The organism is Streptomyces sp. NPDC028419, assembly GCF_055565515.1.
Genome location: NZ_JBVHUE010000027.1, coordinates 96,079 through 117,513, shown reverse-complemented (window position 1 = coordinate 117,513; position 21,435 = coordinate 96,079). Strand labels below are relative to the sequence as shown.

General features: G+C 72.1%; 16 protein-coding genes. 15 read left to right on the top strand and 1 reads right to left on the bottom strand.

Annotated features, from left to right (window positions below; all coding sequences use genetic code 11):
• Nucleotides 1–132 precede the first annotated feature (132 nt).
• The 15 genes from ACZ4UB_RS28060 (at nt 133) to ACZ4UB_RS27990 (ending at nt 20,678) form a co-directional block, all read left to right on the top strand.
• A complete protein-coding gene (locus tag ACZ4UB_RS28060) occupies nt 133–1,164 on the top strand; it encodes a LacI family DNA-binding transcriptional regulator (RefSeq protein WP_468074298.1) in 1,032 nt (343 codons plus the stop codon).
• On the top strand, nt 1,161–3,383 hold the full coding sequence (locus ACZ4UB_RS28055) for a glycoside hydrolase family 3 N-terminal domain-containing protein (protein WP_468074296.1): 2,223 nt from the start codon (nt 1,161–1,163) through the stop codon (nt 3,381–3,383). The genes ACZ4UB_RS28060 and ACZ4UB_RS28055 overlap by 4 nt, the downstream gene beginning before the upstream one ends.
• Nucleotides 3,380–4,921, top strand: coding sequence for a glycoside hydrolase family 43 protein (locus ACZ4UB_RS28050; protein ID WP_468074293.1), 1,542 nt, complete (start codon nt 3,380–3,382; stop codon nt 4,919–4,921). Before ACZ4UB_RS28055 ends, ACZ4UB_RS28050 begins: the two co-directional genes overlap by 4 nt.
• A 164-nt stretch (nt 4,922–5,085) precedes the next feature.
• On the top strand, nt 5,086–7,809 hold the full coding sequence (locus ACZ4UB_RS28045) for a beta-L-arabinofuranosidase domain-containing protein (protein WP_468074291.1): 2,724 nt from the start codon (nt 5,086–5,088) through the stop codon (nt 7,807–7,809).
• Between the two features lie 40 nt (nt 7,810–7,849).
• Nucleotides 7,850–8,821: a glycoside hydrolase family 6 protein gene (locus ACZ4UB_RS28040; RefSeq protein ID WP_468074289.1), complete on the top strand. Its 972-nt coding sequence runs from the start codon at nt 7,850–7,852 to the stop codon at nt 8,819–8,821.
• A 324-nt stretch (nt 8,822–9,145) separates the two neighbouring features.
• A complete protein-coding gene (locus ACZ4UB_RS28035; RefSeq protein ID WP_468074287.1) occupies nt 9,146–10,588 on the top strand; it encodes an endo-1,4-beta-xylanase in 1,443 nt (480 codons plus the stop codon).
• A gap of 940 nt (nt 10,589–11,528) precedes the next feature.
• Nucleotides 11,529–12,719, top strand: a complete 1,191-nt coding sequence (locus tag ACZ4UB_RS28030) for an ATP-binding protein (RefSeq protein ID WP_468074285.1) — start codon at nt 11,529–11,531, stop codon at nt 12,717–12,719.
• Entirely contained in the window at nt 12,716–13,558 is an 843-nt protein-coding gene (locus ACZ4UB_RS28025) for a roadblock/LC7 domain-containing protein (protein WP_468074283.1), read from the top strand. The genes ACZ4UB_RS28030 and ACZ4UB_RS28025 overlap by 4 nt, the downstream gene beginning before the upstream one ends.
• The gene (locus ACZ4UB_RS28020) at nt 13,551–13,946 is read left to right on the top strand and encodes a DUF742 domain-containing protein (RefSeq protein ID WP_354383824.1); all 396 of its coding nucleotides are present in this window, start codon (nt 13,551–13,553) and stop codon (nt 13,944–13,946) included. Before ACZ4UB_RS28025 ends, ACZ4UB_RS28020 begins: the two co-directional genes overlap by 8 nt.
• A 3-nt stretch (nt 13,947–13,949) precedes the next feature.
• A complete protein-coding gene (locus ACZ4UB_RS28015; protein WP_354383823.1) occupies nt 13,950–14,510 on the top strand; it encodes a GTP-binding protein in 561 nt (186 codons plus the stop codon).
• Nucleotides 14,511–14,520: 10 nt separating this feature from the next.
• Nucleotides 14,521–15,939: a cytochrome P450 family protein gene (locus ACZ4UB_RS28010; RefSeq protein WP_468074280.1), complete on the top strand. Its 1,419-nt coding sequence runs from the start codon at nt 14,521–14,523 to the stop codon at nt 15,937–15,939.
• 112 nt (nt 15,940–16,051) lie between these two features.
• Complete coding sequence (locus tag ACZ4UB_RS28005) at nt 16,052–17,299, top strand: cytochrome P450 (protein ID WP_468074278.1); 1,248 nt, start codon at nt 16,052–16,054, stop codon at nt 17,297–17,299.
• Nucleotides 17,296–18,135, top strand: coding sequence for an enoyl-CoA hydratase/isomerase family protein (locus ACZ4UB_RS28000; RefSeq protein WP_468074276.1), 840 nt, complete (start codon nt 17,296–17,298; stop codon nt 18,133–18,135). The genes ACZ4UB_RS28005 and ACZ4UB_RS28000 overlap by 4 nt, the downstream gene beginning before the upstream one ends.
• Nucleotides 18,136–18,218: 83 nt before the next feature.
• Nucleotides 18,219–18,746 (top strand): SMI1/KNR4 family protein, encoded by a 528-nt coding sequence (locus tag ACZ4UB_RS27995; RefSeq protein ID WP_468074274.1) that lies wholly within the window; start codon nt 18,219–18,221, stop codon nt 18,744–18,746.
• Nucleotides 18,747–18,788: 42 nt separating this feature from the next.
• Nucleotides 18,789–20,678 carry a hypothetical protein gene (locus ACZ4UB_RS27990; protein ID WP_468074272.1) on the top strand — a complete coding sequence of 630 codons (1,890 nt, stop codon included), beginning with the start codon at nt 18,789–18,791 and terminating at the stop codon, nt 20,676–20,678.
• Nucleotides 20,679–20,705: 27 nt separating this feature from the next.
• On the opposite strand, the gene ACZ4UB_RS27985 is transcribed toward ACZ4UB_RS27990, so the two are convergent.
• Nucleotides 20,706–21,425, bottom strand: coding sequence for a thioesterase II family protein (locus tag ACZ4UB_RS27985; RefSeq protein ID WP_468074270.1), 720 nt, complete (start codon nt 21,423–21,425; stop codon nt 20,706–20,708).
• Nucleotides 21,426–21,435 lie beyond the last annotated feature (10 nt).

Sequence of the window (21,435 nt, the reverse complement as noted above, 5' to 3'; positions counted from 1 at the left end):
TCAAGCGTTCTCACCGAATTCCCTTTGATCGCAGCTCTCTTGTCGCTTGACAACCAGGTCGCGACGATCGGAAACTCTTCGAAAGTTTGCGATACCTGTCGCAACCCGAGGTGTCAGCACGGAGGAGTGAAGTTGAGCGAGCAGCGCCCGACCCTCGCGGTCATCGCCGCCGAGGCGGGGGTCTCCCAGGCCACCGTGTCCAAGGTGGTCAACGGCCGCTCCGACGTCGCACCCGCGACCCGCGAAAGGATCGAGAGCCTGCTGCGCTCCCACAACTACCTCCACCCCGGCGCGCAGGCCAGGGCCCGCAGGTCCGGTCTGGTCGACCTGATCATCGGCGGCCTGGACAGCGCGTGGGCGGTGGAGATACTGCGCGGCGTCGAGGCCGAGTGCGCCCGGCGGAGCGTCGGCACCGTCGTCTCGCTCGTCCCGCCGGGCGAGGCCACGCCGTCGAGTTGGGCCGCGCTGCCGGTCCTGCACCACAGCGACGGCGTCATCCTCGTCACCGCCTCGGTCACCCAGGCCCAGCGCGCCCAGGTCGAACAGGCCGGGGTGGCGCTCGTCGTCATCGACCCGATCGACCTGCCGGGCAACGGCGTGCCGAGCATCGGCGCGACCAACTGGGCCGGCGGCCTCGCCGCCACGGAACACCTGCTGGAGCTGGGGCACCGCCGGATCGCCGCGATCGGCGGGCGCAAGGAGATGCTCTGCAGCCAGGCCCGCATCGACGGGTACCGCGCCGCGCTGGAGCGGGCCGGGATCGAGGTCGACCGTGACCTGATCCGGTTCGGCGACTTCCAGCACGAGGGCGGGTTCCAGCGCGCCCGGGAACTGCTCGCCCTCCCCGAGCCGCCGACCGCCGTCTTCGCCGGCAGCGACCAACAGGCGATGGGCGTCTACGAAGCCGCCCGGCAGGCCGGGCTGAGCATCCCGGGGGACCTCAGCGTGGTCGGTTTCGACGACCTGCCGATGTGCGACTGGCTGTCCCCGCCGCTGACGACGGTGCGTCAACCGCTGGAGGAGATGGGCCGGCTCGCCGCCCGTACGCTCTTCCAACTCCTGGACGGCCAGCCCCTGGTCAGCCCCCGGATGGAGCTCTCGACCGAGCTCAAGGTCCGGCTCTCCACCGCCCCGCCCCGCCCCGCCACGAGGAGCACTCCTTGACCGAGCCCTGGCGCGACCCCCTCGTTCCCGCGTCCGAGCGCGTCGCCGATCTGCTGAAACGGATGACGCTGGAGGAGAAGGCGGGTCAGCTCGCCGGCTTCTGGGCGCTGCCCTCGGATCCGGGCGCCCCCGTCGCGCCGATGGAGGACGACTCCGGCGAGTCCGCGCCCGGCCTCGACGACATCGTCGCCCACGGCCTCGGCCAGCTCACCCGCGTGTTCGGCACCGCGCCGATCACCGCGGAGGCCGGGATGGAACGGCTCGCCTCGCTCCAGCGTCAGGTGACCGGATCCGGCCGCTTCGGGATACCGGCGGTCGCTCACGAGGAGTGCCTGACCGGGTTCATGACGTTCGGAGCGACGGTCTTCCCCGGGCCACTGGGCTGGGGCGCCTCCTTCGATCCCGGACTCGTGCGCCGGATGGCCGCCGCCATCGGCGCGGGGATGCGCCGGGTCGGCGTCCACCAGGGGCTGGCTCCGGTGCTCGACGTGGTCCGCGACTACCGGTGGGGCAGGACCGAGGAGTGCATCGGCGAGGACCCCTATCTCGTCGGAGCGATCGGCACCGCCTACGTACAGGGCTTGGAGGGAGCCGGGGTCGTGGCGACGCTCAAGCACTTCGCCGGGTACTCGGCCTCGCGCGGCGGCCGGAACATGGCCCCCGTCGCCTCGGGACCGCGCGAGTTCGCCGACGTACTGGTCGAGCCCTTCGTCCGGGCACTGCGCGAGGGGGGCGCCCGGTCGGTGATGAACAGCTACACCGATGTGGACGGGGTACCGGTGGCCGCCGACGAACGGCTGCTGACCGAACTGCTCAGGGGCGAGCTGGGGTTCGGCGGTGTGGTCGTCGCCGACTACTACGCCGTCTCCTTCCTGGAGACCCGGCACGGTGTCACCGGATCGCGGGGCGCGGCCGGCGCGCTGGCGCTGACCGCCGGAATCGACGTCGAGCTGCCCACGGCCCGGTGCTACGGCGAGCCGCTGACCGAACTCGTGCGGGCGGGCAGCGTTCCCGAGGAGCTCATCGACCGCGCCGCGGAACGGGTCCTGCTCCAGAAGGCCGAGCTCGGCCTGCTCGACCCCGACTGGGAGCCGGTCACGCCCGAGCCGGTCGACCTCGATCCGCCGGAGAACCGGGCACTGGCCAGGCTCCTGGCCGAGCGGTCCACCGTACTGCTCGCCAACGACGGCATCCTGCCGCTGCGGCCGTGCCGGGTCGCGATCAGCGGGCCGTACGCCGACGACCCCCAGGCCTTCCTCGGCTGCTACTCCTTCCCCAACCACGTGGCGCTGCCCGGCGACCTCGGGCTGGAGATCCCGACGCTGGGCGAGGCGCTCACCGCCGCCGGGTTCACGGTCACCGCGGACGATCCGGACGTGAACCTGCTCGTGCTCGGGGACCGGGCCGGCATGTTCGGCCGGGGCACCTCCGGAGAGGGCTGCGACGCCGAGACCCTCGACCTGCCCGGCGACCAGGCCGCACTCGCCCGCGCCGTTCTGGACTCCGAGGCGCCGACCGTGCTGGTCCTCGTCTCCGGACGGCCCTACGCGCTCGGCTCGCTGGCCGAGCGCGCCTCGGCCGTGGTGCAGGCGTTCTTCCCCGGCGAGGAGGGCGGGACGGCGCTGGCCCGGATCATCAGCGGCGCCGCGGAACCGTCCGGGCGGCTGCCCGTCTCCATCCCCCGCCAGGTCGGCGGCCAGCCCGGCACCTACCTGCACGCCAGGCTCGGCGGGCGCACCGACTGGAGCTCGGTGGACCCGACCCCGCTGTTCCCCTTCGGCCACGGGCTGAGCTGGACCCGCTTCGCCTTCTCGGAGCTCTCCGTGGACCCCGTCGCCGCGACGGACGGGGCCGTCGCCGTCTCGGTCACCGTACGCAACGTCGGCGAGGTGGCCGGGACCGAAGTGGTCCAGCTGTACCTCTCCGACCCCGTGGCGTCCGTCGTCCGGCCGCAGCGGTGGCTGGCCGGCTTCGCCAGGGTCGAGCTGCGGCCGGGCGCGGCCTCCCGGATCACCTTCTCGGTCCATGCCGACCGGACCTCCTTCACCGGGCTCGACCTGCGCAGAAGAGTTGAGCCCGGGGAGATCGGCGTGTCCGTCGGACGGTCCAGCGGCGATCTTCCGCTCCAGGGCTCCTTCACGCTGGAAGGCCCCGTACGTCACCCGGCGGCGGCCGACCGGGTGCTGTCGGTGCCGGTCGAGATCGTCCCGGCCTCATGAACACGTCGTTCGACGATCCCGTCTTCGGTGATCCCGTACTGCCCGGGTTCCGGCCCGACCCCTCCGTCTGCCGGGTGGGAGCGGACTACTACCTGGTGACGTCCAGCTTCGAATGGTTCCCGGGCCTTCCGGTGTTCCACAGCCGCGACCTCGTGAACTGGCGGCGCATCGGCTCCGCGCTCGACCGGGCGTCCCAACTCGACCTCGACGGGTGCGAGCCCTCCCGGGGTCTGTTCGCTCCGACGATCCGGCACCATGACGGGGTCTTCCACCTCGTCTGCACGCTGATGGACGGCCCGGGTCATTTCGTCGTCACCGCGACCGACCCGGCGGGGCCGTGGTCCGAGCCCCACTGGTTGGAGGGCGAGGGCTTCGACCCGTCGCTGTTCTTCGACGACGGGCCGGACGACGGGGAGGGGGACGGGGGTGGGGATGGGGACGGGCCTGGGGACGGGCTCCGCGGCGACGGGCACGGCGACGGCCGGGCCTGGTTCACGGCCGCGCGGGTCGTGGACGAAGCCGCGGGCCGCACCGAGATCTGGATGCGCGAATACCTTCCCCGGGAACGACGGCTGAGCGGACCCGAGCACGTCCTGTGGTCGGGGAGCCACCCCGGCGCCCGCTGGTCGGAGGCCCCGCACCTCTACAGGACCGGCGGCGGCTACCTCCTGGTCACCGCCGAGGGCGGCACCGATGTGGACCACAGCGTGGTGGCCGCCCGCGCCGACCGCGTGAGCGGCCCCTACCACGGCGCCCCCGGCAATCCGGTCCTACCGCCCGCCAAGGGTCCGGTCACCTGCACCGGGCACGCCGACCTGGTCCGCACCCCGAACGGCGACTGGCGGGCCGTCCTCCTGGGCGTCCGCCCCGGCTCCGCCCTCGGCCGCGAGACCTTCCTCAGCCGGATCACCTGGGACGCGGGCTGGCCGGTCTTCTCCCCCGTCGGCCACACCGACCTCCGTCGCCCCGTCCACGACGACTTCGCGACGCTCGGCGCGGACTGGAGCAGCCTGCGCACACCGCCGGAGCCGTTCTGGACCGTCGGCGACGGGCTCCGCCTGCGGCTCCGCCCCGAACGCCTCGGCGAACGCACCACCCCGTCACTCCTGGTCCGCCCCCAGGAACAGCCCGACTGCGACGTCTCCACCGAACTGCACTTCACCCCCACCGCACCGGACGAACAGGCGGGCCTCGCCGTCGTCCTCGACGACGACACCCATCTCCTCCTCCTGCGCACCGCGGAAGGAATCAGCCTCAGCCGCGGGGCCGAGGTCCTGGCCGGCGTTCCCGTCCCGCCGGGCCCGCTGCGCCTGGGGGTCCGCATCCGCGGCTTCCACCACACCTTCGCCCACGCGGCACCCGGCGGAGCCTGGCAGGACCTGGCCACCGTCGAAGCCACCTTCCTCACCCCCTTGTTCACCAGCGTCCAGCTCGGCCTCTACGCCACCTCCAACGGCCGACCCTCCACCCACCAGGCCCACTTCACGTGCTTCGACATCGCCTACCCGGGCCCACAGGGGCCGCCGGGCAGGGCCTGACGCCGTGTCGGCAGCGCCCGTCGAAAGTATTGACACGTCAATTGTGAGCGTTAACACTCGGGTGCGCGGCGGGCGCCCGCCGCCCTGACCCCGCAGCCGCCGGCCGCAGCCCGACAGCCCTCGCGCGCGGCGCCCCCACCCCCCACGGACCCTGGAGTTCCCCCATGCCGGTTCCGCCCTTAAGCCGCCGCGCCGTGATCAAGGCGACCGGCGTCGCGGCCGTGGCCACGGCTGTCGGCCCCGTGCTCGACACCGGCTCCGCCGCGGCGGACACGCACCCGGTCGGGTCCGACGTCGGCACCTCGACGCAACCGTTCGAGCTGGGTCAGGTCCAACTCACCAGCAGCCGGTGGCTCGACAACCAGAACCGCACCCTGGCCTACCTCCGCTTCGTCGACGTCGACCGGCTGCTCTACAACTTCCGCGCGAACCATCGGCTCTCCACCAACGCCGCTGCCCCGACCGGCGGTTGGGACGACCCGGCGTTCCCCTTCCGGACCCACGTGCAGGGCCACTTCCTCACGGCGTGGGCCCAGGCCTACGCCGCGCTCGGCGACACCACCTGCCGCGACAAGGCGGACCGCATGGTGGCCGAACTCGCCAAGTGCCAGGCCAACAACTCCACCGCGGGGTTCTCCGCCGGCTACCTCTCGGGCTTTCCCGAGAGCGACTTCGCCCGGCTCGAAGCGGGGACGCTGAACAACGGCAACGTCCCGTACTACTGCGTCCACAAGACCCTCGCCGGGCTGCTCGACGTGTGGCGCCTGACCGGCAGCACACAGGCCCGCGACGTCCTCCTCGCGCTCGCCGGCTGGGTCGACCGACGCACCGCCGCGCTCAGCCGCGAGGCGATGCAGTCGCTGATGGGCGTCGAGTTCGGCGGGATGAACGAGGTGCTGGCCGACATCCACCTGCGGACCGGCGACGCCCGCTGGCTGACCGCCGCCCAGCGGTTCGACCACGCGGCGGTCTTCGACCCCCTCGCGGCCAACCTGGACCGGCTCGACGGCCTGCACGCCAACACGCAGGTACCGAAATGGATCGGCGCCGTTCGCGAGTACCGGGCCACCGGCACCACCCGCTACCGCGACATCGCCGCCAACGCATGGACCATCTGCACCACTTCGCACACCTACGCCATCGGCGGCAACAGCCAGGCGGAGCACTTCCGGGCCCCGAACGCGATCGCCGGCTTCCTCGCCCGCGACACCTGCGAGCTCTGCAACTCCTACAACATGCTCAAGCTGACACGGGAGTTGTGGCAGCTGGACCCCGACCGCGCGTCGTACTTCGACTTCTACGAGAAGACGCTGCTGAACCACGTCCTCGGCGCCCAGAACCCGGCCGACCCGCACGGGCACGTCACCTACTTCACCCCGCTCAACCCGGGCGGCCGCCGAGGCGCGGGCCCGGCGTGGGGCGGCGGCACCTGGAGCACCGACTACGGCACGTTCTGGTGCTGCCAGGGAACGGGCATCGAGTCCCACACCAAGCTGATGGACTCCGTCTACTTCCACGACGGCACCACCCTCACCGTGAACCTGTTCCTCCCCTCCGTCCTGAGGTGGACCCAGCGGGGCATCACGGTCACCCAGACCACCTCCTATCCGGCCGACGACACCACGACGCTCAAGGTCACCGGCAGCGTCGGCGGGACCTGGTCGATGCGCGTCCGCATCCCCGCGTGGACCTCGGGCGCCACCGTCAGCGTCAACGGCGTCGCCCAGACCGTCACGGCCACCCCGGGCACCTACGCCACCCTCACCCGGGCCTGGGCCGCCGACGACACCGTCACCGTGAAGCTCCCCATGCGCGTGAGCCTCCGGGCCGCCAACGACGACCCGGGCATCGCGGCGATCACCTACGGCCCCGCCGTCCTCGCCGGCAACTACGGCAGCACCACGCTGTCCTCCCCGCCGACCCTGGATCCCTCCTCGATCACCCGGACCAGCGCCACCGCCCTCGCCTTCAGGGCCACCGCCGACGGAACGACGGTCGAACTGGCCCCGTTCCACGACGCCCAGGGGTTCAACTACACCGTCTACTGGCGGACGGACCGTCCCGGCTTCCGTCTCGTCAACGCGGCCAGCGGACTCGTCCTCGGCATCCGGGACATGTCCACCGCCGACGGCGGCACCGCCCTGCAGTGGACCGACTCCGGCACCGCCGACCACGACTGGCTCCTCCTCGTCGACGGCGCCGCACTGCGGCTGCGCAACCTCCACAGCGCCAAGGTCCTCGGCGTGAAGGACATGTCGACCGCCGACGGCGCCACGGTCCTCCAGTGGTCCGACACCGGCACCGCCGACCACCAGTGGACCCTCGTCGACGCGGGCAACGGCTACCACACCGTGCGCAACGTCCACTCCGGCAAGCTGCTCGGCATCGCGGACGGCTCCACCGCCAACGGCGCCGCGGCCGTACAGGTCCCCGACACCGGCGCCGCCTCCAGCCAGTGGCAGTTCGTCCCCACCGGCGCCCGGCGCATCCAGAACGTCGCCAGCGGGCGGGTCCTGGGCGTGCGGGACATGTCCACCGCCGACGGCGGCCTCGCCGTCCAGTGGGACGACAACGGCACCGCCGACCACCTCTGGACGGCCCTCGTCGACACCGGCGGCCGGCTGCGCCTGCGCAACTCCCACAGCGGCAAGGTCCTCGCGGTCGAGAACGGCGGCGGCGCGGGCGGCTCCCGGATCGTCCAGTGGACGGACAACGGCGCGGCCGACCACCGGTGGCGCTTGCGCCACGGCGGCGGCGACACCTTCCGGATCCAGTGCACCACCAGCGGCCGCGTCCTCGGCGTCCAGGGCGCCTCCACCGCCCAGGGCGCCCAGGCCGTCCTCCTGGACGACAACGGCACCGCCGACCACCTGTGGCGCTTCATCTGACCCCGTCTCCCCTTCCCCACCCCCCACCGGAGGAAGAACCATGCGCACATTCGTCCGCGCCGCATCCGCCCTGCTGGCCGGTGCCCTCACCGCAGGTCTCGCCCTGATCAACGCCGGCCCGGCCTACGCCGCCGACCCGACCACCATGACCAGCGGCTTCTACGCCGACCCCGACAACTCCGCCCTGCGGTGGACCAACGCGAACCCCGGCGACGGGCGGGCGGCGGCGATCCGGACCTCCATCGCCAACACCCCGGCCGCCCGTTGGTTCGGCAACTGGAGCGGCGACATCGGCTCGGCCACCGGCGCCTACGTCGGCCGCGCGGACTCCCTCGACAAGCTGCCGGTCCTGGTCGCGTACAACATCCCCAACCGGGACATCTGCGCCGGTCAGTCCGGCGGCGGCGCCGGGAGCCGCGCCGCGTACGACGCCTGGATCGCCGCCTTCGCCAGCGGCATCGGCAGTCGCCCGGCCGTCGTCGTCCTCGAACCCGACGCGCTCGGCCACGAGAGCTGCATGACGGCCGCCCAGATCGCCGAGCGCAACGCCATGCTGAAGAACGCGATCGCCCAGTTCAACGCCAAGGCGCCCCATACGTGGGTGTACCTCGACGCCGGGAACTCCGGCTGGATCGGCGCCTCGACCATGGCGCAGCAGCTCGCCGCCGCCGGGGTCGGCGCGGCGCGCGGCTTCGCGCTGAACGTCTCCAACTACTTCACCACCGACCAGAACACCGCCTACGGCAACGCGGTCAACTCCGCCCTGGCCTCCTACGGCTACACCAAGCCGTTCGTCGTCGACACCAGCCGCAACGGCAACGGTTCCAACGGTCAGTGGTGCAACCCCGCCGGTCGCCGGATCGGCACTCCCACCCAGCGCGGCGGCGGGGCCGAGATGCTGCTGTGGATCAAGATCCCCGGCGAGTCCGACGGCAACTGCGGCGTCGGGGCCGGCTCCGCGGCCGGACAGTTCCTGCCGGAGGTCGCCTACAAGATGATCTACGGCTATTGAGAACTGGGAAAACATCCGTTCCGTACGACCGAGCGATCCTCATCGAAATACTTTCGATGGGGATCGCTCTATGAATAGCGAATATCGGGCTATACGGAAGGACAGATTCTCGAAACCCTTTCGAAACTCTTGACATGTTTCGGCGGTGTTTCCAGACTGAAGGTCGAGGCGATATACCCGCCTGTTTCCGGGCGCCGAGTGCCGGTGTCGGATCTCTACGCCACGACGGTGCACGCCCTTTTCCCATGGACAGGGGCGTCATTCACGCGCATTCACCCCGCCTCGCTCCAACCCTTCCGCGAATTCTGTCCTGGAGGCCCTTTCATGGACTCGCATTCCATATCCCCACCGCCCCTCCGCCGGAAGATCGGTGTTCTCCGTACGGCGCTGGTCGCCGGCCTCCTCGCTTCGACCGCCCTGCTGGCGGCTCCGCAGGCCTCACACGCCGCCGAGAGCACGCCCGGCGGCGCGGCGGCGCAGAGCGGCCGCTACTTCGGCACGGCCATCGCCTCGGGCAGGCTGGGCGACGCGGCGTACACGACGATCGCGGGCCGCGAGTTCAACATGGTGACGCCCGAGAACGAGATGAAGATCGACGCCACCGAGCCCCAGCAGGGCCAGTTCAACTTCGCCGCCGGTGACCGCGTCTACAACTGGGCCGTGCAGAACGGCAAGCGGGTGCGCGGCCACACCCTGGCCTGGTACGCGCAGCAACCCGGCTGGATGCAGAACCTCAGCGGCGGCCCGTTGCGCCAGGCGATGACCAACCACATCAACGGCGTGATGGCCCACTACAAGGGCAAGATCGCCCAGTGGGACGTCGTGAACGAGGCCTTCGCCGACGGCAGTTCGGGGGCCCGGCGCGACTCCAACCTGCAGCGCACCGGCAACGACTGGATCGAGGTCGCCTTCCGCACCGCGCGCGCCGCCGACCCGGCCGCCAAGCTCTGCTACAACGACTACAACGTCGAGAACTGGACCTGGGCCAAGACCCAGGCCATGTACGCCATGGTCCGGGACTTCAAGCAGCGCGGAGTGCCGATCGACTGCGTCGGCTTCCAGTCCCACTTCAACAACGACAGCCCGTACAACAGCAACTTCCGCACCACCCTGCAGAACTTCGCCGCGCTCGGCGTCGACGTGGCCGTCACGGAACTCGACATCCAGGGCGCCTCGCCCACGACCTACGCCAACGTGACCAACGACTGCCTGGCCGTCACGCGCTGCCTCGGCATCACCGTCTGGGGCGTGCGCGACACCGACTCCTGGCGGTCGGAGCAATCGCCGCTGCTGTTCGACGGCAACGGCAACAAGAAGCCCGCCTACACCTCCGTGCTGAGCGCGCTCAACGCCGGTTCCTCCGACCCCACTCCGACCCCCACGCCCGGCGCCGGACCGGTCAAGGGCGTCGGTTCGGGCCGCTGCCTGGACGTGCCCGGTGCCAGCACCTCCGACGGCACCCAACTCACCCTGTGGGACTGCAACAACCGCGCCAACCAGCAGTGGTCCTACACCACCGCGGGCGAGCTCAGGGTCTACGGCGACAAGTGCCTGGACGCCGCCGGCACCGGCAACGGCGCCAAGGTCCAGATCTACGGCTGTTGGGGCGGCGACAACCAGAAGTGGCGCCTCAACTCCGACGGATCCATCACCGGAGTCCAGTCCGGCCTCTGCCTGGACGCCGCCGGCCCCGGCACCGCCAACGGCACCCTGATCCAGCTCTACTCCTGCTCGGGCGCCACCAACCAGCGCTGGTCCCGCGCCTGACGACCAGGCCCAGTGGAGCCAGGATCATCCTGGCTCCACTCACCAGGCCACTGACACCCCTTCACCACTTTGCAGTGTCCGCCCGGGCCGTCACGCCCCACCTGGACATGTGGTCAATGGCCGCGGCGGCCGCGACCGACCCGCTGCCCGTGCGGGACGACTCCGTCACCGGGCGTGTCCGTATCCGCCACTGACGCCCAACAGCGCGACCGCCGCCGCGACGCACGTGCGCTTCCACAGCAGTGCGGTCATGGCAGGCACCGCGGGCACCCGCGGGGTTGATCGACTTAGCTCGTGCGAACGTCGCACCGGGGACCTCCGTCGCCTCGTGCGGAGTCGGGGCGGCGGCCGGGGGCGATGCGCGTCGCGGGGCCGCCGGGCACCCCCGGGCACCGCGTCGCCGCGACGGCGACTTCGGCCGGGGGTGCGGACACGGAGGGTGACGGGGGAGCGGGGAGCCGGCGGCCGCGGTCGTCGTCGCGCCGGCTGCTCCACGCGTCGAGATCCGGCCATTAAGTGGCAGCGGACCCCCTAACTGAGCGGCGGCGCCCGCCGATGGAGGGCGTCATCGACGCGGTTGACGGAGCCTCAGATAGATGTGAGAGATTGTCACTCCTCGCGTGAAGAACTGCTTAACAGATCGACGCCGAGGGTGGTCCGCGGAGGCCGGAAGCCGGGTCCGCGGGTCGTGTCAGCCCACTCCCGCCACCGCTGAGCTGGGCGTTTGTAGCGCCCTGCGGGGCGTCGAGGGGCCGAAGATCCGGGTGATAGCATCCCGGCATCTGTGATCTTGATCTACTTTGACGCAGATGCAGATTTGCGATCGGCGCTGTCTTCTCTGCGTAACAGCAGGTGGACGGTGCCGATCAGCTGCGTTGCGGGGCCTCTCGTCGAGGTGCGCCTGCAGCCGTCCGCACGCCATGCGCCGGGAAAGGTTTCCATGAATCGAGACGCACTTGTGTGGTGCTTGGTTGCGGTGGCGGCGATAGCCGTGGTCGCGGTCGCGGCACTCGTCGCCCGCAACAGGGCGCTGGAGGCGAAGAAGGAGCAGGCGGAGGCCGAGCTGCGGCAGCAACTGCTCGCCGCCGACGGCCACCTGCACGCGTCGCGCGCCGAGCTGCAGCGGTTCCGCAGCGGGCAGGAGGCCACGCTCCGCGAGGCCAAGGAAGCGGCGGAGGAGAACACCAAGGCCGTCCTCAAGGGCGCCGCCAGCCTCCTGCAGAGCCTCGCGGCCGAGCAGACGACGCTCCTGGACGGCATCCAGCGCACGTACGGCGGGCACGCCGTCCTCAGCGACCTGCTGGACGTCAACCACGCCAACGCCCAGATGGCGCGCAAGGCCCAGGGCATCGCCGTCATGTGCGGCGCGCCGCTCGGCCGGCGCAGCAGACCCGCCAGCGTCTACGACGTGGTGCGCAGCGCCCAGAGCCAGATCCGCAACTTCCACCGGGTCGCCATCATGCAGCAGACCGGTCTCGCCCTGAAGGCGTCCGCGGTCGCGCCCGTCGCCCTCGCCGTGGCGGAGCTGCTCGACAACGCCGCGAGCTTCTCGCAGCACGACGCTCCGATCGAAGTGACGTTCCAGCGCGTCCAGAACAACCTGTGCATCGTCATCGACGACGCCGGTGTGAGCATGAACGACGAGGACCGGCAGCGGGCGACCGCGCTGCTCTCCGGCGAGGTCGCGCCCCGGCTGTCGCAGCTCGGCACGCAGCCCAAGTTCGGTTTCCCGGTCATCGGCCTGATCGCGCGTCAGCACGGCTTCAGGGTGGACGTCACCGGTGTCTCCCGGTACGGCGGCGTCAGGGCCGTCGTCCTCCTGCCCGAGGAGCTGTGGACCATGGAGGAGATACCGGCCGCCCCCGAGGCCCCGGTCAGCAACATCCGGCGCGCCCCCGAGAGCCGGCCGCAGGTCGCGCCCTCGCGCACGATGCACGGTCTGCCCAAGCGCGGCGCGCGCCAGGCGCCCATCGCGAGCGTGCCCGATCCCGGCGAGGCGCCGCTGCCGCCGGCGCGGACCCCGCAGGAGTCGGGCCGCCCCTCCGGGCGCGGTCTGGGGGCCTTCCAGCGCGGCACGCTCTCCGGTCGCAACCTTGACGTCACCTCGTTCGAAGGGCCCGAAGAGGCATGACCGCAGACCTTTCGTGGATGCTCCAGGACATCGTGCACAACGTGCCCCGGGCCCGGCACGCCGTCCTGCTGTCCGCGGACGGCCTTCCGCGCGGCGCGACGGAGGGGCTGGCCGAGTCGGACGTGCGCACCATCTCCGCCGCCATGGCCGGGATGCAGTCGCTCAGCCGGGCCGCGGCCCACTTCGCCGGGCCGGAGGAGGACCGGCAGTGGAGCCAGACCATCATCGAGTTCTCGCACGGCTGGAGCTTCCTGATCGGGGCGGGGCAGGGCTCGTACCTGGCCGCCGCGGCCGCGCCCGACGTGGACATGCAGCAGATCTCCTTCCGCATGCACCGGCTCGTCGCCCGACTGGGCACCAACCTCACCTCGCCGCCCCGGGTGAGCGCCGAGCAGGCCGCGGGCGGGCGCAGGGGCGCCGGTCGGCAGCAGGACGCCGCCCACCCCGGATTCGTCCTCGGTGAGCTCGACCAGGTGGTGTCCGAGGTCGAGGGCGCCCGCCACGCGGTGCTGCTGGGCTCGGACGGGCTCCCCCGCGGGGCGACGGCCGGGGTGAGCCGCGACCTCGCGGACACGATCTCCGCGGCGATGACGGGCATCCACGCCTACAGCCGGGTCACCTCCCAGTTCGCGGGGGACGCCGAGGACGCGCGGTGGCGCCAGACGGTCATCGAGTTCCAACACGGCTGGATCTTCCTCATGGCCGCCGGCCCCGACGCCTTCCTGGCCGCCGCCGCCGAACACGACTGCGACATCGAGAAGTTCGCCACGCGGCTGCACGAGGTGGTTCCCCGACTGACCGCGGCGGCGACATCGGAGAAGGGGACAGGCCATGCCTGACGGGCCCGAGCAGGACGAGGAGTTGGAGCTGACGTCCCCGTTAGTCCCCCTCTTCGTGATCACGAACGGACGGGCGCTGCCGCCGGACCACGAGTACGAGCACACCACGCTCGTGACGGCCGCCGCGGCGCAGCACGCGCCGGTCTCCGCGCGCACGCTCTCCCCGGAAGCGGGTCAGGTCATGGACCTGGTCGCGAACGGCTTCCTGTCCGTGGCCGAGGTGGCGGGCCACACCCACCTTCCCCTGGGCGTCGTCCGCATCCTGCTGGCGCAGTTGGAGGAGGACAGTCTCATTCTCGCCAGGACACCGATACCGCGCGCCGAACGGGTTGACAGGGAACTGGTCAGCGCTGTGCTCGAGGGCCTGAAGAATCGATTCGGAGCGTAACGCGTGTACCTGGATCCAGATGTCTCCCACGCGGTGAAGATCCTCATAGTGGGGCACTTCGGGGTCGGCAAGACCACCTGCATCGGCAGTCTCTCCGAGATCGAGCCGCTGCGGACCGAGGAGGAGATCACCGAGGCCAGCGTGGGCTTCGACGACCTGTCGGGCACCCCCGACAAGACGACCACGACCGTCGCGATGGACTTCGGCCGGCTCACGCTGAGCGACACCCTGGTGCTCTACCTCTTCGGAACGCCCGGCCAGGAGCGTTTCAAGGAGATGTGGGAGGAGCTCTCCCGGGGGGCGCTGGGCGCGCTGGTCCTGGTCGACCCGGAGCGGCTGCACGAGTCCTTCCCGGTCCTGGACCTCGTCGAGCGCTTCGGCCTGACCTACGCCATCGCCGTGAACCACTTCGCGGGCACCACGCACTACCCGCTCGACGAGGTGCGCGAGGCCCTCAACCTCACCGCCGAGACCCCCGTCGTGGAGTGCGACGTACGGGACGAGAACTCCTCGGCGCAGGCCCTCATCACCCTCGTGAAACACCTCATGTCCCAACTCGGCTAGGAGCGCAGGAATGCAACAGCCCCGTGACCCCCAGGAGATACCCCCCGGCTGCCCCGCGCACGGGAACGTCCAGCTGTACGGCGCCGCCTTCGGGGCCGATCCCGACAGCCACTACGCGCAGCTGCGTTCCTTCGGGCACAGCGCGCCCGTGGACATCGCCCCCGGCGTCCAGGCCGAGCTCGTCACCACCTACGACGCGGCCCTCTACGTCCTGCAGAACCCCGCTTCCTTCGTGCGCGACTCCCGCCGCTGGAACGCCCTGGCCGAAGGTCGCGTCCCGGCCGACAGCCCGGCGCTGCCCATGATGGGCTACCGCCCGAACGCGCTCTTCAGCGACGGCGCCGCACACGCCCGACTGCGGCGGGCGGTCACCGACAGTCTCGCCACGGTCAACGAGCACCAGCTCATCCGGCAGACGCAGCAGTCCGCCCACTACTTGATCAGCCAGTTCAGCACCGATGTGCTCGGGCAGGCGGAGCTGATGGCCGAGTACGCCCAGCCGCTGCCCCTGCTGGTCTTCAGCGACCTGTTCGGCTGCCCGCCCGAGATCGGCGACCGGGTGATCGCCGGGATCAGCGGCATCTTCGAGGGGACCCCCGGGGCCGACGAGGTCCTGGGCGGGGCGCTCACCGAGCTGATCGCCCTCAAGCGGCGGCGGCCGACGGCCGACCTGACGACGCGCCTGATGGAGCACCCGGCGCAGCTCAGCGACGAGGAGGTGCTGCACCAGCTGGTCACCCTGCTCTCCGGTGGTACGGCCCCGCTCGCCGCCGCCATCGGAACCAGCAGCGCCCTGTACCTCGGCGAGGACTGGCAGGTCGGCCTGCCGGTCGAGGACGCGGTCTCGCAGACCCTCTGGAACTACGCGCCGATCGCCAACTACGCCGCCCACTACCCGACGCACGACATCGAACTCGGCAACCGGGTGGTCCGGGCCAACGACCCGGTGCTGATCTCCTTCGCGGCGGCCAACACCGACCCGAAGCTGACCGCGCACCGCGAACAGCTGAACACCAAGGCGCACTTGGCCTTCGGCGCGGGTCCGCACGCCTGCCCCGCCAAGGACCCGGCCTTCATGATCACGGTGACGGCCGTGGAGGCGCTGCTGAACCAGCTGTTGGACGTCGAGATGCGCGTCCCGTTCAAGTCGCTCACCTGGGCACCGAGTCCGTGGAGCCGCAAGCTGGTCACCCTCCCGATCCGCTTCACGCCGCGCTCCGCTCCCCAGGCGGCCGAGGCGTCGACCTCGGGTCAGCCGCACCAGCAGCAGCCGGTCACGCCCCCGCCCGCCGGCGCCACCGCCCCGTCGTCCCACACCGGGCCGTCCCACGCCGGACCGGCGCGCGCGAAGGCCGGTGGCGCGTCGCAGGCATCGCAGGCCAAGGGCGGCCTGTTCAGTCGCTTTCTGGCCTGGACCCGTGGTGAATGAGGCGAATGTGACCCCATCAGTCCCACGAACCTCCTGAGTAGCCGCCGCCATGGATGCTTTAACGATCATGTGGGTATGCATGGCGGCTGGTCTTCAGAAAGGAGCCGCCATCATGGGGGTTGCCACAACTCCGTCGTACGACCGCAGGGCGTCCGCGTCCCTCTTCTCCCGCCTGCGCACGGCCGGGGGCCAGGCGGACCCCTTCCCCATCTACGCGGAGCTGCTCGCGCGGGGTGAGGTCGTACCCGCCCCCTGGGGCGGCTCCGTCGTGACCGGCTTCGCCGCCTGCGACCAGATCCTGCGCAGCCGCGAGTGGCTGGAGCCCGACCGGGCCTGGCGCGCGCGCCAGGAGTCGGGGACGCGCTGGAACGCCTCCTCCTCGCGCGAGATGAGCAACACGCTGGCCGCCCTCAACACCCCGGACCACACCAAGGTGCGGCGGGCGGCCGGCACCTTCGACCGGTCCACGATGGAGTGCATCGGCCGCCACGTGGACCGGACCACGGATCGCCTCCTCGACACCTTCACCGAGCGAATACGCACCGGCGAGGCCGACTTCTCCGCGCTCGTCTGCGAGGAGCTGCCGGTGGCCACCATAGGCGGCTGGCTCGGGCTGCCCCAGGCGGACTGGGCCAGGCTGCGGGAGTTGACGCACGACCAGGTCTTCGCCCAGGAACTGCTCCCGTCGGCCAGCCAACTGGCCCTGTCGGACGCGGCCACGGCCGAACTGCGCTCCTACTTCACGGAGTTGGTGCGCGAACGACGCGAACGCCCCGGCGACGACCCCGTCACCCGGTGGATCCGCACCTGGGACGGGATCGAGCCCGACCGGGACAAGGCCGACGAGGCCGTCTACTTCCTGGTGCTGTTCATCCTGCTGGCCGCGCTGGAAACCACCTCGACGCTCCTGTCGACGACCGCGCTCCGGCTCGTCGAGAGCCCCGAGCGCTGGGACGCGGTCGCCGACGACCCCGACCTCGTGTCCGGGTTCGTGGAGGAATCGCTGCGCTACGACCCGCCCACCCACGTGATCAGCCGGGTCGCCTCGCGGGACCGCGTACTGGGCGGCATCGAGATCCACCGGGACGAGATGGTCCACCTCCTGGTCGGCGCGGCGCACCGGGACCCGGCCCGACACCACGACGCGGACCGCTTCGACCCCCGGCGCACCCCCGGCCACCTCGCCTTCAGCGGCGGCATCCACTACTGCCTCGGCGCGCCGCTGGCCCGCCTCGAAGCGACGACCCTGCTCCACCAGCTGATCCGGCGCCTGCCGCGCCTCACCCTCGTACGCCCCCCGTCGATGGCGCCCCGCGTGGCGTTCCGACGCCTGCTGAACCTGGACGTAGCCGTCGCATGATCGAATCGCCCCGCTCCCCCGACCCGACCCGCTCCCCCACGCCCACCCACGCCCCCACCCCCGGCCCGGCTCCCGCGCGCGCCCGGATCGCCCCCAAGGCGGTGCGCGTCGACCAGGACGGCCCCGTACTGCACGTGCGCCTCAACCCCTGGGGGCAGGACGACACCGTGGACGCCGCGGTCCTGGACGACCTCATCAACCTCCTGGACGACCTGCACGAGAGACCCGACGTCCGGATCCTGACGCTCTCGTCATTGGGTACGGACTTCTGCCTCGGCGCCGACCGGGGCGAGTACCAGGAGGCGCTGGCCGCCGATCCGTCCGGGGTCGGTCTGCGGCGCATCGCCGACAAGGCGCACCGGCTGTGCCAGGCCCTGGAGAACACCCACGCGGTCACGATCGCCCGGCTGCACGGGCGGGTCATCGGCGCGGGTCTCGCCCTCGCCTCCTTCTGCGACCTGCGCGCCGGCGCCGACACCAGCCGCTTCCGCATGCCGGAGGTGGGCGTGGGGCTGCCGCCGGCGTGGGGCGGGGCGATGGGACGCCTGGTCGGCGAGGTCGGCGCCTCCCGGATCCGCGAGCTCATGCTCACCTGCGACGTCTTCGACGCCGGGACGGCCCACCGCCTCGGCCTGCTCCACCGGATCGCCCCCCTCGACCAGCTGGACAAGGTGGTCGCTTCCTGGACCGGGCCCCTCCTGCGGCGCTCGCCCGAGGCGCTCGTCCTCACCAAGCGGATGTTGGCGGGCTACGCGCGGGCGGACCGCACGGCGGACGCCTCGCTGCTCGACTCGCACCTCCTGGCCGCTTCGTTGCGCCAGCACGCGAGGGGCTGATCCGCGGGCGCGGTGCACGGGCGCCGTCGCCCCCGGCCACACCCCCGGTCACCGTGGTCGGAGCCGCTGGCTAGCCTGTCGCGGTGACGTACGACGATGACCTCCCGTTCCCCGCCGCGCTCGCCGCCGCGATGGCCGTGCCGTTCGACTACGCCGACGGCCACGGCGTCGACTTCGAGCCCTTCCCCGCCTTCCTGTCCGTCGCCGAGACGACCGACTGGTTCCAGGCCTGGACCGGGAACGACGAGGTGGACGGCAGCGACTTCCACGTCTTCGGACAGGACGGCACGGGCGGGTACGCGGCGTTCTGGTCGGTGCGCCCGGGCCGGCCGCTGGAGGAGCAGCCCGTCGTCTTCCTCGGGTCCGAGGGGGAGACCGGCGTCGTCGCGCGCGACCTGGGCGACTTCCTGTGGCTGCTGGCCGACGGCTGCGGGCCGCTGGAAGCCGTCACCACGTACGAGCCCGGCGGAACGGCGCCCGCCCCGCCGGAGTTCGCGGAGATCGCCGAGCGGTTCGCGCCGGACCGGCGCCGCTCGGCCACCGCCGTGATCGAGCGGGCGACCGGCGAGTTCCCGGACTTCGAGGAGACCGTCATGGAGCTCTGCCGCTGACCCGTTGCCCCCGCGCCCCCGCGAACGGGCAGACTGGAGCACATGTTCTTCGGGCACGTCGTAGTCGATCCGCCGTGGACCTTCGCGCTGGCGGAGGCCCTCGGCGACCGTTGGTACGAGACGGACGAGGTGGACCTGACCTTCCCGCAGACCCTCGACCAGCTCCGCTCCTGGCTGGAGGACCCGCGCGACTTCGAGAAGCGGCACGCCTTCTACTGGCGGGCCGCGCTCGCGGACTTCGACCACGGCGCCGACCGCCTGGGACCGCGGTACGCGCGCGGGCTGGCCCCCCACCTCGACGCGCTGCGCTCCGCGCTGGCGGGCCTGCCCGCGGTGGGGGCGCACGAGCGGGTGGCGCGGGCCCGCCGGCTGCTGCTCGCGCTCGACCGGGAGTCCTGCGCCGAGGACCACCTGCTCCTGGCGTGGCGGGACCTGGCGTCCTCGGTCCGGGACGGCCTGGACCACGAGGTCGTCCGCCTGCGCGCCGCTCTGCTCCGCGCCCTCCTGGAGCGGTCCCAGCGCGGCTGCGCCGGGCTGCTGGGCGTCGTCGCGGGCGTCCTGCGCGACCGGCCCCTGGACGTCCGCGGGGCCCGGCACGCCCTGCGGGAGGCCACCGGCCCGGACGCGCCGGCGGCGCGACGGGACGCGCGAGCGGTGGCCGGCCTGTCCGAGGAGGAGCGGCTCGACCTCGCCGCGCGCCTGCTGACGGCCGCCCCGCGCCGGGGCCACCACGTGGTGTGGCACGCCTTCGCGAAGGCGCGGATCACGGGCATGGTGCAGACCTTCGGCTCGATCACCCTGTACGACCGGGAGTGGTTCCAGGGCAACGCGGCCGAGGACGGCCCCCACCGGCACCTGCTGCCGGACGAGGTGACCCGGGACGGATCCTTCTTCCCCGCCGACGGCTTCCCGGACGCGCCGCACGTGGTGCTCGTGCGCGTCGATCTCGGGGTGGGCGCGCTGGCGGACGCCCCGGCCGTCTCGCGCCTCCAGGCCCGGTCCCTGATCCTGGCCGCCACGTTCCCGCAGGACTTCCGCGGCTGGGAGATGTACAACGGGCACGTCCACACGGTCGACGGCGACCTCGTCTCCCACCACGCGTTCTGGCCGGCCGATGAGGAGTTCGGCGTACCGCACCTGCCCATGGAGGCCACGGCCGAGCGGCTGGACCGGATGGCCCCGCGCATCGCCGCGCACCTGCCCGGAGCCGGCTCGGACCTCTCCGACGTCATCGACGCGGTGGGCTGGTGGAAGGCCTCCGGTACGCAGCCCGCGCTGCCGGCGGTCGTGATGGACGTGCGCATCCTCGAACTGCTCGCCACCAGGGTCTCGGGCCAGGAGTGGTACCGCTACCTCGACGACTTCCACAAGAACGCCTGGATCCGGCACCGGATCACCGTCGCGTTGACGCAGGTGGCCTGGCACGCCGGCGACGACCTGGCGCAGTTCCCGCCGGAGGTCGGCCGGGCCGCCGGGGCGCTGCACCGCAGGGTGGTGCGGTACGGGCGCGGGGGCATGCGCGTCGACCTCCCCGGCTTCGTCTCCGTACTGCCCGAGCTGGTGGAGGTCTACCCGGTCCACAGCAAGCAGCGCCGCCGTGCGCGGGGCGCGGCCGGGCGGGTGGCGGGGGCGGAGGGCATGCGGGGCTGGCACGCGGAGCTCGACGACCGCTGGTCGCGCGCGGTCGATCGCTTGCGGTCCGTGCGCAATTCGCTCGCCCACGGAGGTCCCGTCACGCCCGGGGCCGCCGCCTCGGTCGCACCGCTGGCCCATTTCCTGGCCGGCACCGCCCTGACGGACAGCCTCGCTTCGCTGCTCGAAGGCGAGCCCCAGGCCACGGCCCACCTGGGGCGTCGTGACGACGCGGCCGCCTGGACCGCCCGATGGCTCGCGGGCACCCCCGCGGGCGAGATGTTCGAGGGCGGGGCGTAGGACGTGCCGCGTCGACCGGCAGGGGTGCTACAACCCCGCCACCGCCTGCCGCGCCACGCTGGCGGCGTGGGTGGTCAGGTAGAAGTGGGCGCCGTCGTAGACCTCGCTGGAGAAGGGGCCCGTGGTGGCGGTGGCCCAGAGGGCGGCCTGGTCCGGGGTGATGCGGGGGTCGGCGTCGCCGGAGAGGGCGAGGACCTCCGCGCGCAGCGGCGGGGTACCGGGGGCGCGCCGGTAGGAGTCGATCAGGCGGTAGTCGTTGCGGATGATCGGGAGCAGCATCTCGCGCAGCTCGGCATTCTCCCAGACCTCGGCGTGTGACCCGCCGAGTGCCGTGACGGAGGCGATCAGTTCGGCGTCCGTCACCTCGCCGGCGCCGACCGGGGGCGCGTCCAGGGCTCGTCCGGAGGCGCAGAGCCGGGTGAAGTGCGTGGCGCCCGAGGCCTCCAGGCGCAGCAGGGTCTCGTAGGCCACCATCGCGCCCATGCTGTGCCCGAACAGCACGGTGGTGCGCGGGGGTTCGGCCAACAGCTCGGTGGTGGCGCCGGCCGCGAGTTCGGCGAGCTCCGCCACCAGCGGTTCCGTGAAGCGGTTCTCCCGGCCCGGGTACTGGATCGCCAACAGCTCGACGGACGGGGCCAGGTGGCGCGCCCAGCCGCGGAAGAAGCTCGCGCCGCCTCCCGCGTGCGGGAAGCACACCAGGCGCAGGGCCGGAGCGGCCGGTGAGACGTGGCGGACCAGGTACGGCATGCGGGACTCG